This is a genomic window from Asanoa sp. NPDC049573 (assembly GCF_040676615.1).
Classification (GTDB): Bacteria; Actinomycetota; Actinomycetes; order Mycobacteriales; family Micromonosporaceae; genus Asanoa.
Genome location: NZ_JBFAPI010000003.1, coordinates 396103 through 413364 on the forward strand (window position 1 = coordinate 396103; position 17262 = coordinate 413364).

The following is a 17262-nucleotide window of genomic DNA, read 5'->3' on the forward strand; positions in this document are numbered from 1 at the left end:
GCGCCGGTCAGGGGTTTCCGGCTCAGGGGCACCAGCCGTTGAGCGGGTCACTGCGGCCGGTCCAGAGGAACGCGTCGCTGACCCAACTCCCGTCGGTGAGCTTGTTCCACAGTTTCGTCGAGTAGCCGTCGCGCCCGGTGTGCGTGGTCCCGTTGGCCGAGCACGCGATGTCGACCGTGGTGCCGTCGGGGGTCTTGCCGACCACGGCGTACCCGGAGCCTGGGCCCTTGCGCCGGTTGATGTTGCCGCCGCCGTTGGTGTCGACGATCGCCTGCCGGAAGCCGAGCCTGCCGTAGTTGTAGAGGCCGCCGCCGACGTTGACCTTGGTCGAGCCGTGCAGCGCGTACCCCGCGTAGTCGCCGCCCGTCTGCCGGATCACCCACTTGCCGATCGCGTACCGGTCGATGGCCACGTACTTGTTGTTGTAGCGCAGCGCGAAGTGCACGTGCGCGCCGGTCGACGAGCCACCACAGGTCACGTCGTTGCCGATGTTGCCGAGGAAGTCGCCCTCGTCGACCTTCTTGCCGCTGGCCTTGATGTTGCCGGAGAGGTGGTAGTAGTCGGTCGCGTACCCGCGGTCGTGGATCACCCGGAGCCATCCGGTGCCGGACGAGCACATCGTGTACGCGAGCCCGGCGCGGGCCGCGAGCACCCGCCCGTCGCCGCCGGAGAGGTCGATCGAACTGCGCGGGCCGCCGTTCATCGGGTGCGGACCCCCGGTCAGGCGCCAGGTCTGGCCGATCGCCCACGGCAGGCGCAGTCCGGTGCGGCGGTCGAGTGACGCCTCGGTCCGGCTCCGGTCGACGCCGAAGATCCGTCGCTCCTCGGCGCTGAGGATGCTCGCCTTGCTGGCGAGGTTGGCGAACGCGGTCTCGCCCTCGAGGGCCGCCGTCCAGCCGTCCTTGTCGTGGCGGGCGACGAACAGCCATCCCTCCGGGTAGGCGGCGACGCCTTTCGGGGCCGGCAGCACGGCCGTGCCGAAGCCCCAGGTGCGGTTGGTCCGCTTCGCGACGGTCACCTGCGGGTCCGGCGCGACCGCGGCCCTGGTCGACTTGCTGCGCGCGATCAACAATTGCCGCACCACGTCGACGAGGTCATCCTTGGGGCCGGCATGCGCCTGGGCGACTCCGGCGAATCCGATCAGTGTGGTTAGGACAGCAGATACGGCAATTGCGATACGGAGTCGCATACCCCGATGATCGGAAATTCGGGCATCTCGGTCACGTCGCCACGCCGGTCGGAGCGCCCGCGAACTTTGCCGGCGCGCCGCCATCGGGCCAGCGGACCCGGGTCGTCGTACCGCGAAACCGCGGCGGTTGCCCGTAGACCAGACCATCTCGGGCACCGGTCACAGTGGGTAGTCGATCGCTCGCCGGACGGGGTGCTTTCTTCCGACATATCGGTCTTGGGTACGGGCTTTTTTGCCCCAAATCCTGAGGCATAATTTCTTCCGGCCCACTCGTGACCTTGCGGAGTGTGTCCGTTCCACAACAGACGAAGAGCTTGACCCGCAACATCTGGCGGACCTGCGTCGTGACCTCGTCGTGATCCTCCGGTTTGGGCTGGGGCAGTCGATTGACTTACCTTTGCCGACGTTGCACTGCGTCACCCGACCGGTGGCGCGTCGACCCGCGCGCGAGCACGTGCCATCAAGGAGGCTCCATGCAGGTTCGCAGGCTGATCGCCCGAACCGTCGTCCCCCTCGTCGCCACCGCTGGCCTGGTCGCCTGCAACAGCGGTGATTCGGCGAAGGTCGACCCGGCCGGGGTCGTCAGCATCCAGATCGCCGAACCTCAGCACCTCCTGCCGACCAACACCAACGACTCCAGCGGTATCCAGGTGATCACCGCGCTGTTCGCGCCACTGGTCAACTACGACAGCGAGTTCAAGCCGGTTCCGGACGCCGCCGAGTCGATCGAGTCCAAGGACCACAAGGTCTGGACGATCAAGCTCAAGCCCGGTTACACCTTCCACAACGGCGAGAAGGTCACCGTCGACAACTACATCGACGCGTGGAACTACGGCGCCTACGGCCCCAACGGGCAGAACAACGGCTACTTCTTCAGCCGGATCGACGGCTATGCCGACACCCAGAGCGGCAGGGACCCTGACGGCGACGGCCCGCAGAAGGGCGCACCGCCGAAGGCCAAGACGATGAGCGGGCTGAAGAAGATCGACGACCTGACCCTCCAGGTCACGCTCTCCGAGCCGTTCACCGAGTTCGAGACGATCCTCGGCTACAGCGCGTTCGTCCCGCTGCCGAAGGCCGCGTTCTCCGCGCCCGGCGTGATCAACGAAGACTACGAGAGCGCCCCGATCGGGCAGGGCGCGTTCCAGATGAACGGCAAGTGGGAGCACGACGCCAAGGTCGAGGTCGCGAAGTACGACGCCTTCCCTGGCACGAAGCCCAAGGTCGGCGGCGTCGAGTTCCGGATCTACCTGCAGCCCAGCGCCGCGTACGCCGACGTGCTGTCGGACAACCTCGACGTGATCCCGCAGATCCCGACCGAGAGCATCGCCACCGCCACCGACGACCTCGGCGACCGCTTCGAGCGCAGTTCGGCGGCGCAGTTCCAGTTCCTGGCGTTCCCGACCTACGACCCCGAGTTCGCCAACGTCAACGTGCGCAAGGCGATCTCGATGGCGATCGACCGCGACGAGATCGTCCGGTCGGTGTTCAAGGGCTCGCAGCAGTCGGCCCGGTCGTTCGTCTCGCCGGTGGTCGCCGGCTATCGGGAAAACACCTGCGGCGAGGCCTGCGAGTTCAACCCGAGCGCGGCGAAGAACCTCTACAAGTCGAACAACGGCCCGGCCAAGCTGGAGCTGTCCTACAACGCCGACGGTCCGCACAAGGACTGGATCGACGCGACCTGCAACCAGCTCAGCGCCAACCTCGACATCGAGTGCACCACGGTGCCCGAAGCGAAGATCGCTGACTTGCTGACCAAGGTGCAGAACAAGGACAAGGTCGGCATCTTCCGGCTCGGCTGGATCATGGACTACCCGTCCATGGAGAGCTACCTGGGCCCGCTCTACTCGACCACGGGTTCGTCGAACTACTACGGCTACAGCAGCGCCGACTTCGACCGGCTGGTCAAGGAGGGCTCGGCCGCCGCGACACCGGAAGATTCGATCAAGAAGTACCAGGAGGCCGAGGACCTGCTGGCCAAGGACCTTCCGGTCATCCCGCTGCGGTTCGCCCAGAACAACTACGGCTACTCCACCCGGGTCCGCAACGTGGTGGTCGACCTGTTCAGCCGGATCGACCTCAACCAGATCGAAGTGCTCAGCTGACCACAGGCACGGTGACCGCCGGTCCCTTCCGAGGGGCCGGCGGTCTTCGCCTGTCAGGGAACGCGGGGTAAGTTCACGTTCCTCTGCTTGGTCCTGACCACCAACCGCCCGCACAGAGACTGGCTCGCATGGCTCGCTACATCATCAGACGTCTACTCCAGATGGTCGTCACCTTCATCGGGACGACCTTCGTGGTGTATGCGCTGATGTTCGCCAACCAGAACGACCCGATCCAGGCGCTCGCGGGCGACAAGCCGGTCAGCGACAACGTCCGGCAGGTGCTGACCGAGCAATACCACCTCGACGACCCGTTCCTGGTGCAATACGGCTACTACATGCGCTCCCTGCTCACCGGCGATTTCGGGAAGACGCTCACCGGCCGGCCGATCGGCGACATCATGGTCGACGCCTGGCCCAACACCATCAAGCTGGCCCTGCTCGCGCTCTTCTTCGCCACCCTCTTCGGCATCACCGCCGGCCTGGTCGCCGGCCTGCGCCGGGGCAGCGCCTTCGACAACTCGACGCTGGCGCTCACCCTGCTCGTCGTCGGCCTGCCGATCATCGTGCTGGCGCCGATCGGGCAACTCGTCTTCGGCGTCAAGCTCGGTTGGTTCCCCACCACCGCCGGCGCCCGACCCAGCATCTACGGGCTGATCCTGCCCGCGCTCGTGCTGGGCGCCGCGTCGACCGCGACGGTGCTGCGGCTGACCCGCGCCTCGGTCGCCGAGAACGTGCGCGCCGACTACGTCCGCACCGCCCGCGCCAAGGGTCTGTCCGCCCGGCGCGTCGTCGCCGTGCACGTGTTGCGCAACTCGATGATCCCGGTGATCACCCTGATCGGCGTCGACCTGGGCAACCTGATGGCCGGCGCGATCGTCACCGAGGGCGTCTTCAACATCCCCGGTGTCGGCTCCAAGCTGCTCCAGGGCATCCAGACCGAAGACGGCCCGCTCGTGGTCGGCTTCGTCAGCGTGCTGGTCGTCGTCTTCCTGGTCACGAACCTGCTCGTCGACCTCCTCTACGCCGTACTCGACCCGAGGATCCGGTATGAGTGACCTGGAGATGGCCGCCACCAGTGAGTTGGGCGTCCGGCCGCCGGCCGACCCGGCCGCACCGCCGGGCGTGGACCCGGCCGCCCGTACCCGCAGCCTGGCCGGCGACGCCTGGTACGACCTGCGGCGCAACTGGATCTTCTGGGTGGCGGCCGCGCTCGTCGTGCTGGTCATCCTGATGGCGGTCGCGCCCGGCCTGTTCAGCTCCGCCGACCCTAACGCGTGCAACACCCGCCGCCAGTTCGCGGGCCCGTCCGGCGGCGCCTTCTTCGGCTACGACTTCCAGGGCTGCGACGTCTTCTCCCGCACCGTGCACGGCGCCCGCGCCTCCGTCCTGGTCGGCGTCTTCGCCGTACTCATGACAGGTGTGATCGGTCTGGTCTTCGGCATGCTGGCCGGCTACTTCGGCGGCTGGCTCGACGCGCTGCTGTCCCGGGTGGTCGACGTGGTGCTCGGCATCCCGCTGCTGCTCGCCGCCATCGTGCTGAGCAAGCGGCTCAGCGCCGACCGGCAGGGCTCCGGCATCGCGACGGTGGTCATCGTGCTCGGCATCCTGGGCTGGACCACGGCCGCCCGGGTGATGCGCTCCTCGGTGCTCGCCGCGCGCAGCCAGGACTACGTCGCCGCGGCCAGGATGCTCGGCGCCGGCCCGCTGCGGATCATGTGGCGGCACATCCTGCCCAACGCCCTCGCGCCGTTCATCGTGGTGCTCACGATCGCGCTCGGCACGTTCATCGCCACCGAAGCCACCCTGTCGTTCCTCAACATCGGCCTGCGACCACCGGCGATCTCGTGGGGCATCGACATCTCCACCGCCGGCAAGCACGTCCGGGAGGCGGCCATGCCCCTGATCGCGCCCTCGTTGTTTCTCACCCTGACGGTGCTCGCGTTCATCATGCTCGGCGACGCCATCCGGGACGCCTTCGACCCGAAGCTGCGCTGATGAGCTACTCGTCGTACCCCTCCTACGAGCCGCCCGTCGTGCCCGGCGGTGGCTTCGCCTCCTGGGACACGCCGACCGCGGCCTGGGTGACGGCGCCGGCCCGGGCCACGGTCACCCCGCCGCGCTCCGGCGGGCACCTGCTCGACGTGCGCGACCTGCGGATCGAGTTCAGCAGCCGGGACGGCGTGGCCCGCGTGGTCAACGGCGTCTCGTTCCACGTCGACCCCGGCGAGACCCTCGCCATCCTGGGCGAGTCGGGCTCCGGCAAGTCGGTCACGGCCCAGGCCGTCATGGGCATTCTCGACACACCGCCGGCGGTCGTACGCGGTGGTCAGGTGCTGTTCGCCGGCGAGGACCTGCTCACCGTCGCGCCGGAACGCCGCCGCCAGGTGCGCGGCCAGGAGATCGCGATGGTCTTCCAGGACGCCCTGTCGGCGCTCAACCCGGTGTTCCCGGTCGGCTGGCAGATCACCGAGGCGCTGCGCTCCCGGCGCGGCATCAACAAGGCGGATGCCCGCCGCCGCGCCGTCGAACTGATGGACATGGTGCAGATCCCGGCCGCGTCCCAGCGGGTCGACGACTACCCGCACCAGTTCTCCGGCGGCATGCGCCAACGCGTCATGATCGCCATGGCGCTGGCGATGCGCCCGAAGGTGCTGATCGCCGACGAGCCCACCACGGCCCTCGACGTCACGGTGCAGGCCCAGATCATGGACCTGCTGGCCACGCTGCGGGCCGAGCTCGAGATGGCGCTGATCCTGATCACCCACGACCTGGGCGTGGTCGCCGACGTCGCCGACCGGATCACCGTCATGTACGCGGGCCGGGTGGTCGAGCAGGCCGACGTGCACACGCTGTACGCCGCGCCGGCCCACCCGTACACCCGCGGCCTGTTGGCCTCGGTCCCGCGCCTGGATCACCGCGGCCACGGCCTGCACTCGATCGCCGGCACCCCGCCGAACCCGGCGGCCGTCCCCGACGGCTGCCCGTTCCACCCGCGCTGCCCGTACGCGCAGCAGATGTGCCGGATGACCGAGCCGCCCCTGATGCGGATCGGTCGGATGGACCGGACGAGCGCCTGCCACTTCCCGCCGGAGGCACTCGATGCCCGTATTGCCTGAACCGATCCTGCGGGTCGAGAACGCGGTCAAGCACTACCCGATCAGCCGGGGCGTGGTGCTGCCGAAGAAGGTCGGCGCGGTCAAGGCCGTCGACGGGGTGAGCTTCGAGCTGCGACCGGGCGAAACGTTGGGCCTGGTCGGCGAGTCCGGCTGTGGCAAGTCGACGCTGGCCAAGCTCCTGATGCGGTTGGAGTCATCGACCGCCGGCCGGGCGTACCTCAAGGGCCACGACCTGTTCCGCATGCGGGCCGGCGACCTGCGCCGGCTGCGGCGGTCGATGCAGATGGTCATGCAGGACCCTTACACGTCGCTGAACCCGCGGATGACGGTGGCCGACATCGTGGGCGAGCCCTTCGACATCCATCCGGACGCGGCCCCGAAAGGCAACCGCGATGCCGCCGTACGGGATCTGCTGGCGCAGGTCGGCCTGTCGCCTGAGCACGCCAACCGTTACCCGCACCAGTTCTCCGGCGGTCAGCGACAGCGGATCGGTATCGCGCGGGCGCTGGCTCTGCGTCCCGATGTGATCATCTGCGACGAGCCCGTGTCGGCGCTGGACGTGTCGGTGCAGGCGCAGGTGGTCAACCTGCTGGAGCGGCTGCAGGACGAGTTGGGGCTGGCCTACATCTTCATCGCACACGACCTGTCGGTGGTCCGCCACATCAGCGACCGCATCGCGGTGATGTATCTGGGCCGGATCGTCGAGACGGGAACGTCGGACCAGGTCTATCTTCGACCGACACATCCTTATACCCAGGCGTTGCTGTCCGCGGTGCCGGTGCCTGACCCGACGGCCCGCCATCGGCGGCAGATCATCCGGCTGGTCGGCGACGTGCCGTCGCCGGCCGATCCGCCGAGTGGGTGCCGTTTCCGGACCCGGTGCTGGAAGGCCCAGCCACGCTGCGCGAGCGAAGAGCCGCCACTGTCACAACGGGCGGTCGACCCGCACCCGTCGGCCTGCCACTACGCCGAACTGCATCAGGTCATCGCCTAGGCGCGGGCCCGCGATTGAGGTTTGGTCCGGCGCGGTTGGGTAACCGTTGACCACCTCAGTAGCGAGGAGACGCGCCGTGGCACCAGCGACGCCGAGCGGAGCTTCGTCGGCGGACAGGTCTTCTTTGCTGCTCATTGCCGATTTCCGGCACGGCGGCCTGGCAGCGCTGCGGCGGCGGGTCGCGGGAACGGTCCGGGAGCTCGGGCTTGCGGGCGAGGCGGCCGAGCGCTTCCTCGTCGCCGTCAACGAGGCGATGACCAACGCCGTGCGACACGGCGGTGGTGCCGGCCGGCTGACCATCTGGGTCGACGGGGGTATCCGCTGCGAGATTTCCGACCGCGGCACCGGGTTCGCCGCCGCCGACTACCTGGGCAGGACCGAACGGCCGACCGCCAGCGCCACGGGTGGCATGGGCCTGTGGATCGCGCTGCAGACCGCCGACCGGCTGGCCATCGAGAGCGGGCCGGCCGGCACCACCGTGACGATCACGGCCCAGCGCTGATAAATGGGAAACCCGACCGCGGATCGGCGCAGGTCGCTTAATGATTACTATTCGGCCGCCAACCGTGTAGCCGGCCATCGATGTGTGCAGACTGGGTCGGTGCGGGAAGGGCGGATCCTCAACGGGCGCTACCGGTTGCGGGAGCGGCTGGGCGACGGCGGCACGGCGGTGGTCTGGCGGGCACACGATGACGTGCTCGGCCGCACCGTGGCCATCAAGGTGCTCGCCGGTGACCAGGCGATCGACGACGCGGCCCGGCGGCGGACGCGCGCCGAGGCCCGGATGGCCGCGGCACTGTCCCATCCGCACATCGCACAGGTCTACGACTTCGGCGAGGCCGACGACAACGGCCGGTGGGTCCCGTTCGTGGTGATGGAGCTGGTTTCCGGCCGGACGCTAGACGAACACCGCGCGGACACCCCGGTGTCGCCGCAGGAGGCGTTTCGGCTCTGTGCCCAGGTGGCCGCCGCCCTCACCGCCGCGCACGACGCCGGGCTCGTGCACCGCGACATCAAGCCGGCCAACATCATGGTGACGGCGCTCGGCGCCAAGGTCGTCGACTTCGGCATCGCCGCGCCGGTTCGACCGGGCGGACCGGCCGATCCGGACAGTGAGTTCTACGGGACCCCGGCCTACCTGGCTCCGGAACGGATCACTCTCGACTCCGTCGAGCCGGCGTCCGACGTCTACTCGTTGGGCGTCGTGCTCTACAAGCTGCTCGCCGGGCGGCTGCCCTGGGCGGCCCGGACCGACACCGGCCTGATGACCGACCACGTCTACACCGACCCGGCGCCGCTGCCGCCGCTCGCCGGGGTTCCGGCCATGGTGGCGGAGCTCTGCCACGCCTGCCTGGCGAAGGATCCGGCCGCCCGGCCAACCGCCACGGTGGTCGCCGCGACCTTGGCCGGTGCGGCTGGGCTGCGCACGGTCGGTGACGACCTCGCGATCGTGTCGAGCACCCCGCAGCCGCCACCCGCGGTGCCGGTTCCGCCCGCACGGCGGCCACGGCGGCGGGCGATCACCCTTGCCGCCGTGGCCGCCGCGCTGCTGGCGGTGGGTGGGTGGTGGCTGGCCGACCCACGCGCGCCCGGGCCAGGGCCGGCCGACGGTTCCGTCCGGTCGCCGACGGTCTCCGCGTCACCCGCCGAGCGAAGGACGGGACTCGGCGCAGCGGGTGCGGCGACGCCCTCGTCGCCGCGCACCGGGCCACCCGGGCCGACCGCTGGCAGTTCAGCCGCGCCGGCCCCGGGCGTGCCCCGCGTGCCGGTAGCCGGCCAGCCCGGCCCGACCCCGGTGCCGTCGCGACCCGTGCCGACGCCGCCGGCGCCGACCTCCCCGGCGCCCGAACCGGTCCGCTGGGGCGCTACCCAGCGGCTGTCATCAGAGGGCGGCAGCGTCGACGCGGCCTGCGCCAACACCGGGCTGGTCCGGCTGTCGTCATGGACGCCGGCCAAGGGCTATGTGATCGGCGAGGTCGACGCCGGCCCGGCCGACGCCGTCTCGGCCACCTTCCGGCGCGGCAACACGCTGGTCGAGATGGCGGTGACCTGTCGCTCCGGTACCGCGTCGGCGAAGATCACTCGGCACTCCTGAGCCCCTGGACGGCGGGTGACCGGCCGGTCGGCTAAGGGTGCTGCTCGATCCCGGTCACCCGCAGCACGAGTTCGGTGACACCGCGGGCGCCGCGTACGACGAACTGGCAGCCGCGTTGTCTGGCACGCCGGTGCGCGTCGGCCAGTGCGGCGGCGCCCGCGGCGCTGAAGAAAGTGACCTCCCGCAGGTCGCAATGGACCGCGCTGTGTCGAGACACGGCGTCGACCAGGGCCGCGCGAAGCAGCGGAGCGGTGTCGATGTCGACCTCGCCGGCAGCGGTCACCAGCAGGGGCTCGGGCGACGCGCATTGGTCACCGGCATCCTGGCCGCACAACGAGACGCTCAGCAGTGCGTTTCCGGAGGCACCGGTAACCGTGGCCATGACCGGCGACGGGTGACCCGGGCGGCGGTCCAAAGGGGACATATTGGGTGTGGGCTGGTGCCGGGTGGAAGTCATGGCGGCGCCGCACCTCCCTGACAAGGACTTCTCAGGACGGGCACGTGGCTTGACCCGGTTCGAGAATATGTCCCACCCAGGCGTCCGCCAAACCGATGCCGGGTTGGCCCCGTGACGCGGGGTAGAATGGATGCCTGTGGTCGGACCTCTGGGTTCGATGAACCGGCGTCCAACAGCGGGCGTGGGTCCCGGTCTCGCGCAGCGTGCGCCGGGCCGTGCAGCAGCCGCGATCGCGAGCTGCCGTCCGCTTCCGCCGCGCCGACGCGCGCGGCCCTGGCCATCGCCGCTATGAGGACGCCATGGACAAACAGCCACTCGATCCCACTGAGGCCTTCGCCGCTCTCGGCCGGGTCAAACTCAGCGAAACCGATCTCAACGGCGTGCTGATGAAGGTCGCCGAGCTCGCACAGCGCACGATTCCAGGCGCCGAGGAGGTGTCGGTCACCCTCGTACGCGGCGGCCAGGCTCACACCGCGGCCTACACCGGAGCGGTCGCGCTGAGGCTCGACGAGTGGCAGTACGAGCTGGGCCGAGGCCCATGCATCGACGCGGCCGAGGGCGGCGTTGTCGTGTCTGTGCCCGACACGTCGAAGGACGGGCGCTGGCCGAGTTGGGCGGCTGCCGCGTACGCCGAGGGCGTGCAGTCGTCCCTGTCGATCGGGTTGCCGATCCAGGACGCCGTGATCGGGGCCCTCAATATCTACGGCACCAAACCCGACGCGTTCGACGTCGACGGAGTCACGCTGGCCCAGACGTTCGCCGGCTACGCCTCGGTCGCCATGGCCAACGCGCACCTCTACGACACCACGGCGACACTGGCCAACCACATGCAGAGCGCGATGGAAAGCCGGGCCGTCATCGAACAGGCCAAGGGCATCGTCATGGGCCAACGGCGCTGCACCGCCGACGAAGCCTTCGCCATCCTGGTCAAGGTCTCCCAGGACACCAACCGGAAACTCCGCGACGTGGCCGCCGCGCTGGTCGACAACGTGCGGCGCGAGCCGTAGCGACGGTCACCCCCGCCCCGTATCGGTGGCGTGAGATGCCCCTGACCGGGTATCAATCAACACGGTTGTCACCGCCGCCACGGGGAGGAAACAGGTGATGTCACAACCTCCCGCGGGCCCGCACCACCCGGCCGGCGCGCTGGCCGGTGCCCTGGCCACGCTTGCCGGAACCCCGGACGACAACGTCGGCATCGACGCACAGTTGGTTTTGATCGTCCGGCTGGCCGCCGACCTGGTCGAGCCGGTCAGCTACGCCTCCGTCACCGCCGAGGGCGCCGGCCCGCCGACCACGGTCGCCGCCAGCAGCCAGCTCGCCCTCGACGTCGACGCTGCTCAATATGCAGACAGCAGCGGCCCGTGTCTCGACGCGCTCCGTGACGCCAAAGCCGTCGAGGTGCCCGACATCGGCGCGGTGATGGCATGGCCGCAGTTCCGGGACGTCGCCTGGAATCTCGGACTGCGCGCCTCGCTGTCCATCCCGTTGTTCGCCGGCAGCGGGGTTCCGGTCGCCGCGCTCAACCTCTACGCACACGACCCGGAGCCGATGACCGAGCTCACCCGCCACGTCCGGGCGCTCTACGACGGCGAGCCCGGCGACCACGGCCACGAGACACGGCCGGGCTGCGCCCAGCTGCTGGCCGGCATCGCGACCGCACTGCACACCAGAGACCTGATCCAGCAGGCGATCGGCGTCGTCATGGCGCGCGACCACGTCGCCGCCGACACCGCCTATCTGACGCTGCGCGTGCGCGCCGCCGAGATCGGCAAGAGCCTGCCCGACGTGGCCGTCGAGGTGACCCGGCCACCGGCCTGAGATGCTGCTTCCGGCGCGCTCGGCCAGACCGGTTCCGGCTAGCCGGCGCGCCGTCTCCGCAGCTCCTAGAGGCGGCCCCTCGCGTCGCCGTTGTCCTGGTCGGCCACGAAGGCGGCGACCCAGGCCAGCGGCGCGTTCCAGTTGATGGTCAGCTCGTTGGTCGACCACGACTCGATGTCGTCGATATAGCAGAACTGCGGCGCGCACCCCTGCAGCTTCTGCTGCGCCACCGGGTCCTGGATCGACGAGTTCGGGCCGCCGGACAGCGTTCCCCGCGGCGGGTTCGGCAGGTCGGGGTTGAGCTGGTGGGCATACCACCGGCTGTGCTGGTTGTGCGAGGCGACCTCACCGTAACCGGTCACATAGGACTGGTTGAGGGCGTTGCGGCCGAGGAGGTAATCCATGGTCTCGAGCACACCGTCGCGGTATTCGCCCCGGCCGGTGATGTCGAAGGCCGCCGCCAGCACGACCGCGTTGTTGAGCACCAGGTTGTTGGAGCCCCAGTCGTAGGTGTTCTCGACCGGCGCGTACGGGATGCCGTAGGGGTGGGCCCGCGCCGTCGCGAGGTAGCCCTCGGCGCCCTCGACCACGGATGCGCGTACCCTCGCCCGGTCGGGCAGCAGGTTCGGCAGCGTGGCGAGTTCCAGCCGGCCGAGTTGGGCGGTGTGGCCCCAGTCGAAGCCACGGTCTCGCCAGATGTCCGCGGTGTGCTGCGGCGAGGCCAGGATCGCGTCGCGGTATTCCTTGGCGCCGGTGGAGATGTAGAGCTCGGCGGCGGCCCAGTAGAACTCGTCGGTCACGTCTTGGTCGTCGTAGGCGCCGCCGCCCACGCCGTCGGCCGGGTCGGCGTACATCGCCGGGTTCGCCTTGGCCGCCGCCCAGGCCGTCTTGGCCACGGCCAGGTTGCGCTGGGCGAATCGCCGGTCGTAGGGCAGGAAGACCCGGGCGGCCTGTGCCGCCGTAGCGGCCAGGTTGAGCGTCGCCGCGGTCGAGACCGGATGCAGCTCACGCTTCTGCGGATCCTGGTGCGGCAGCAGCGGGAGGCCGGTCCAGGCCGCGTCGTGCACCTTGTGGTGAGCCATGCCGGCGTAGGGCTGGCCGGCCGGCACCTGCATCTTGAGTAGGAACTCCTGCTCCCACCGGGCCTCGTCGAGGATGTCCGGCACCCGGTTGCCGCTTTCCGGCAGAGCCAGCGTGCCGTCGCGCAAGGTCCAGAACTCGCCGGTGCGGGCGAGCAGGGAACGCTCGTACTCACTCATCAGCTGGTGCACCGAGATGCCGCCGTTGACGACGTACTTGCCGTGGTCACCGGCGTCGTACCAGCCGCCGGAGACGTCCCGCCGGTAGTCGCAGACGCCAGGCTGACACGGCACGTCGGTGTCACCCTGGTTGGGCGCGACCCCGACGTGGCCGGCCGGTCGGCCGTAGCCGGGGCGCAACGAGTCGTCGATCGCGGTCCCGCTGCGCTGGGTGTAGTAGAACTTCAGCGCGTCGAGCCGCAGCCGCTCGTAGAAGTCGGTTCCGATGTCGAACGGGCGGCTCGTCTCCCCGTCGGCGACCAGTGTGTAGCCGGTGCCCTTCTTCGCGTACGCGGTGAACGAGATGGTCTGCACGTTCTGGCCGGAGGAGGCGTCGAGGCCGCGCGGTGTCGACGTGCCCCGCGCCACGACGGTGCCGGCGGCGTTCTGGAGTCGCCAGGGCACGGGGGTGGTCGCCTCGGTGACCAGCGTGGCGTTCTTCGGGCCGGTGAGCAGATAGCCGACCTGGTTGACCCGCACCCGCGGGCCGGTGTCGGGCACGTACTCGTCGGGCTCGGCGCCGCCCTGAAGGGAGATGTTGTCGAGGCAGATCCGCCACGGCGTCGCGCTGCCCCCGATCTGGAACGCCACCTGCGCGTTGGGCAGATCGACCGGTGAGGTGAACGTGTAGCTGTAGTCGTTGCCGGACACGCTCAGTTCCGGGGTCGCCGACAGGAACTGGGTGTAAGGATCGACCGGCAGCTGGATCAGCGCCTTGCCGACCCGGGCCGGCGTGGCGCTGCCGAAGAACCGGAACTCATAGGTCTCGCCGGCCAACAGCGGCACGTTGTCCTGGCCGATGATGGCGTCCCACGGGTTGACCGTGCCGCCCGGCACGTCGGCGCAGAGCTGCCCACTGCTGGAGTCGAGCGTCAGGTTGCCGGTCGCCCACCAGGGTGCGTGGCCGCTGTCGAAGGTGCCGTTGACGATCTGTTCCGGTCCTGCGGCCGCGGCCGGCGCGCCGACGAGCGCGGTGGCGGCCAGCACGGCCACGGCGACAGCCGCCGGCCGGCGCCGCCAGAGGGGGGACGAGGCCACGGTGTTCCTTCCGATGGAGGGACGATGCATCGAAAGCGATAAGATTATTGGGAGCGCTCCCAATGGTTGTGATGCTGGCACCCGGTATGCCGCATGTCAATGCCTCGATCGCTCCGGGACGACGACCAACTCGCCCGCCGGCTCCGGCGCCGGTCGGGCGAGTTGGCTCAGGAGGGCCTCGGTCAGCCGATGCCCTGGCCGGGCTTCGCGGTGAGTTTGCCCAACAGTTGGTGGACGCGCACCGCTCGGTGGGCGTCCTGTTCGCGGATCTCCTCGATGAACTCGCGCACGTCGTCGTGGCCTTCGGCGTCGGCGGCGTACGTGTCGTAGACGGTTGCTGCCTTGAGGGCGTGGTATTGGATGCTCACCAGGTCGTAGACGATGTCGTCGGCCGGTGAATGTGACTCGGCCATGGCACTGCTCCTTCCACGGAAACGGTTGAATCAACGGCGGTTGCGCCGCACGGCGGGCGCTCCTTCTCCTCAACCCTGATCTCCGGTAGGGGCCTCGCCCGCAGGACAACCTCCGACCTCGCCGACGGCTCCCCTCGTGGTCCGGCTACCCGCTCCGTCGCGCGACAAACGGAGCCGTCCGCCGGCCCCGCCCGCCGGGTGGGCGTGCAGCCGACTCAGCCGTTGGCGGCCCGGACGTCGAACACGCCGGGCACCTCCGACGTGCCGGTGAAGTCGTCTTTCATGTCGTCGACGCCCCACTGCGGCCGGGCCAGCGGCAGCAGCGACTGCCGGTCCGCCCGCGTCCGCGCGACGTCGATGTTCATCGCCGTATTACGATAAACGTCGAAACCCGACATCGGTGCACTGCTTCGCAGCAGGTGCGCACCCTGCTCCAGGATCGCGCGCCAGGCACCCTTTTCCTCTCCCGCGGCGACGGTGGGACTGCGCCGGTCCTTGATCGATGGCTGCACGGGCGCGTCGAGTCTCCCTTCGTCACTGGGCCCGGTGCCGGCCCGAACGGCGCGTACGCGCGTTGGGACGGGTGAACCCACCGCGACCGGTCGGCGGCGCGCGGGCAGAAACGTCAGAACTGGTCGAGCCAGATCACGATTCCGGTGAGGTCGTGGAGTACGGCGGCGACGCCGGCCCTGATCGATGCCGCGCAGCGGTCGCTCGTGAACGACGCCGCGTCGTAGGTCGACGAGGCGCCGAGCCCTTCGCCGCGGAACGAGCCGCCGGTCCAGTCGACCGCGGTGACGTTGTGGGTTGGCTCGGCCACCTCGGCGCCCAGCACCAGGAACTGCTGCGCCAGGTGGCTCGCGGTGACCACGGCGAGCGGATCGACCAGGTCGTTGCCCGCGCTGACAATCAGATCCGGCCCCATCTCCACGGCCTTGACGATCGTCGGCACCGGATCGCCGGCGCGCAGCGTGCGGAGGTCGACGTGCTCGGCGCGGGCCCAATCCTCGACCGCGGTCACGAGGGTCCTGGTGGGTGCGTCGTCTCCGGCGGTGATCAGCACCACCCGGTAGCCCTTCGACGGGTGTACGGCATTCCACGAACCGGGTTCGGGGGTGATGGTCGCTTCCGGCGTTGGCGCCGACGACGGGTCGACGAAGCCTGGGCCGAACGTGCCGACCGGGGTCGGCGTCGGGTGTGGCTGTGACCAGTCGTCTCCGGATCCGCATCCGGTGACCAGAGCGGCCGCCACGGCGAGCGTGGCGGCGGCCCGAAGCATGGCGCGCACGGGTGTTCCTTCGGGTGGTGACGACGAGGTGCGCGTTCTTCCTATCCCAGTTCCCGCCGCGCGCAAATCCGTGAGGGAGTTTGTCGTCAGCGGTTCGCCGGCGGGCCGGCTCGCGTTCACCCGGGACGTGCAGCGTGCACGGTCGAGTGAAGGAGCACCATGGCACTGCGCACCAGTCGGACCCTCGTCGTCGCCATCGCCGTGGCGGCGATGGTGTTCCTGAACGCCGGGCCGGCCCTCGCACACGGCTTCTCGTCGACCGTGTACGCGGACATCACGTCGAGTGGCGACGGTCACGTGCGTACCAAGTTGGCGCTCGAATACGACCTGTTCGTCGTCTCGACCGCCGACTACGAGGACAGCGATCCGTTGTTCCGGGCGGGCACCGCCGCGTTCGACAACGGTGACACCGAAGCGCAGGCGGCCGCGCTCAACACCTACGCCGATCCGGCGGTCGCCTACGTCACCAAGCGGTTTTCGGTCGCCACGTCGGGCGGCGAGACCTGCACGCCGACAAAGGTGGGCGACTTCACGCTCGGCGCGCAGGAGGGTGTGCCGTACGCCGACCTGTTGTTGGACTGGTTTTGTCCGGGGAAAGCGACCGGGCACGAGATGCGCAGCGGGCTGTTCCCGGACACCGAAGGCTATGTCAAAGGCACCAAGACCATCGTCACGTACGTGCTCGACGGCCATTCGGGCAGCGCCGCGCTGGACACCGGGAACCCGGCCTTCTCGACCGGGCAATCGTGGCAGGAGCGCTACTGGGAGTTCTTCCGGCTGGGCGTCGAGCACCTGCTGACCGGCGTCGACCACATCCTGTTCCTGCTCGCCCTCATCGCCGGCTCGCGCCGCCTGCGCGAGATCGTGCTGGCGGCGACCAGTTTCACCCTGGCCCACTCGGTGACGTTCATTCTCGCCGCGCTGGGTCTGGTCGACGTGCCGGCACGGGTCGTGGAACCGGTTATCGCGCTGTCGATCGCGGTGGTCGCCGGCTGGTATCTGTGGCGGATCGGGCGGCGCGGCGCCCACGCCACCGACCTCGAAACGACCGGCGACAGCCATTTCAGCCTTGACCGTGCGGGTTGGACCCGGCTCGCGGTCGTATTCGGCTTCGGACTCGTGCACGGCCTCGGCTTCGCCGGCGCCCTGGGAATCGACGAACCGTTCTCCTGGGCCCTGTTGTCGTCGCTGCTGGTGTTCAACGTCGGCATCGAGGTCGTGCAGCTCACCATCATCGCCGTTGTCTTCCCGCTGCTGATCGTGCTGCGGCGCCGGGCGCCGAAGACGGGCCTCTACACCACGGGCGTGATTTCCGGGGCGGTGTCCCTTATGGGGCTGATCTGGTTCGTGCAACGGGCGTTCGGCGTCTGAGCGGTCACTGTAGATCTTCTGGGAAGGGCCACGGTCCTGCCCGACTTCATTCATGACCGGTTCATCAAGCGGCGAAA

The 17262-nt window shown here is 69.5% G+C and carries 16 protein-coding genes; 10 read left to right on the plus strand and 6 right to left on the minus strand.

Annotation, left to right across the window (positions count from 1 at the left end; genetic code table 11):
- Positions 1 to 22 precede the first annotated feature (22 nt).
- On the minus strand, positions 23 to 1084 hold the full coding sequence (locus tag AB0J74_RS08885; protein ID WP_363446163.1) for a peptidoglycan DD-metalloendopeptidase family protein: 1062 nt from the start codon (positions 1082 to 1084) through the stop codon (positions 23 to 25).
- A gap of 578 nt (positions 1085 to 1662) precedes the next feature.
- Here AB0J74_RS08885 and AB0J74_RS08890 point away from each other — a divergent pair.
- The 7 genes from AB0J74_RS08890 (at position 1663) to AB0J74_RS08920 (ending at position 9499) form a co-directional block, all read left to right on the plus strand.
- Complete coding sequence (locus AB0J74_RS08890; RefSeq protein WP_363446165.1) at positions 1663 to 3294, plus strand: ABC transporter substrate-binding protein; 1632 nt, start codon at positions 1663 to 1665, stop codon at positions 3292 to 3294.
- A 128-nt stretch (positions 3295 to 3422) separates the two neighbouring features.
- Complete coding sequence (locus AB0J74_RS08895) at positions 3423 to 4349, plus strand: ABC transporter permease (RefSeq protein ID WP_363446167.1); 927 nt, start codon at positions 3423 to 3425, stop codon at positions 4347 to 4349.
- Positions 4342 to 5289 carry an ABC transporter permease gene (locus tag AB0J74_RS08900; RefSeq protein WP_363446169.1) on the plus strand — a complete coding sequence of 316 codons (948 nt, stop codon included), beginning with the start codon at positions 4342 to 4344 and terminating at the stop codon, positions 5287 to 5289. Before AB0J74_RS08895 ends, AB0J74_RS08900 begins: the two co-directional genes overlap by 8 nt.
- On the plus strand, positions 5289 to 6410 hold the full coding sequence (locus tag AB0J74_RS08905) for an ABC transporter ATP-binding protein (protein WP_363446173.1): 1122 nt from the start codon (positions 5289 to 5291) through the stop codon (positions 6408 to 6410). Before AB0J74_RS08900 ends, AB0J74_RS08905 begins: the two co-directional genes overlap by 1 nt.
- Positions 6394 to 7404 (plus strand): dipeptide ABC transporter ATP-binding protein, encoded by a 1011-nt coding sequence (locus AB0J74_RS08910; RefSeq protein WP_363446175.1) that lies wholly within the window; start codon positions 6394 to 6396, stop codon positions 7402 to 7404. Before AB0J74_RS08905 ends, AB0J74_RS08910 begins: the two co-directional genes overlap by 17 nt.
- Before the next feature lie 76 nt (positions 7405 to 7480).
- Positions 7481 to 7906, plus strand: a complete 426-nt coding sequence (locus tag AB0J74_RS08915) for an ATP-binding protein (protein ID WP_363446177.1) — start codon at positions 7481 to 7483, stop codon at positions 7904 to 7906.
- 99 nt (positions 7907 to 8005) lie between these two features.
- A complete protein-coding gene (locus AB0J74_RS08920; protein ID WP_363446179.1) occupies positions 8006 to 9499 on the plus strand; it encodes a protein kinase in 1494 nt (497 codons plus the stop codon).
- A 31-nt stretch (positions 9500 to 9530) separates the two neighbouring features.
- On the opposite strand, the gene AB0J74_RS08925 is transcribed toward AB0J74_RS08920, so the two are convergent.
- Positions 9531 to 9881 (minus strand): STAS domain-containing protein, encoded by a 351-nt coding sequence (locus AB0J74_RS08925; protein ID WP_363446181.1) that lies wholly within the window; start codon positions 9879 to 9881, stop codon positions 9531 to 9533.
- A gap of 374 nt (positions 9882 to 10255) precedes the next feature.
- Between AB0J74_RS08925 and AB0J74_RS08930 the strand changes: the two genes are divergently transcribed.
- On the plus strand, positions 10256 to 10963 hold the full coding sequence (locus AB0J74_RS08930) for a GAF and ANTAR domain-containing protein (protein ID WP_363446183.1): 708 nt from the start codon (positions 10256 to 10258) through the stop codon (positions 10961 to 10963).
- Between the two features lie 97 nt (positions 10964 to 11060).
- On the plus strand, positions 11061 to 11777 hold the full coding sequence (locus tag AB0J74_RS08935) for a GAF and ANTAR domain-containing protein (protein WP_363446185.1): 717 nt from the start codon (positions 11061 to 11063) through the stop codon (positions 11775 to 11777).
- 65 nt (positions 11778 to 11842) lie between these two features.
- On the opposite strand, the gene AB0J74_RS08940 is transcribed toward AB0J74_RS08935, so the two are convergent.
- From AB0J74_RS08940 to AB0J74_RS08955, 4 genes are all read right to left on the minus strand, one after another.
- A complete protein-coding gene (locus tag AB0J74_RS08940; RefSeq protein ID WP_363446603.1) occupies positions 11843 to 14068 on the minus strand; it encodes a glycoside hydrolase family 9 protein in 2226 nt (741 codons plus the stop codon).
- A 227-nt stretch (positions 14069 to 14295) separates the two neighbouring features.
- On the minus strand, positions 14296 to 14526 hold the full coding sequence (locus tag AB0J74_RS08945) for a hypothetical protein (protein WP_363446187.1): 231 nt from the start codon (positions 14524 to 14526) through the stop codon (positions 14296 to 14298).
- A gap of 215 nt (positions 14527 to 14741) precedes the next feature.
- Complete coding sequence (locus tag AB0J74_RS08950; RefSeq protein WP_363446189.1) at positions 14742 to 15038, minus strand: hypothetical protein; 297 nt, start codon at positions 15036 to 15038, stop codon at positions 14742 to 14744.
- A gap of 113 nt (positions 15039 to 15151) precedes the next feature.
- Positions 15152 to 15805, minus strand: coding sequence for a hypothetical protein (locus AB0J74_RS08955; protein ID WP_363446604.1), 654 nt, complete (start codon positions 15803 to 15805; stop codon positions 15152 to 15154).
- Positions 15806 to 15973: 168 nt separating this feature from the next.
- On the opposite strand from AB0J74_RS08955, the gene AB0J74_RS08960 reads away from it, so the two are divergent.
- Positions 15974 to 17185: a HupE/UreJ family protein gene (locus tag AB0J74_RS08960; protein ID WP_363446191.1), complete on the plus strand. Its 1212-nt coding sequence runs from the start codon at positions 15974 to 15976 to the stop codon at positions 17183 to 17185.
- Positions 17186 to 17262: the final 77 nt, after the last annotated feature.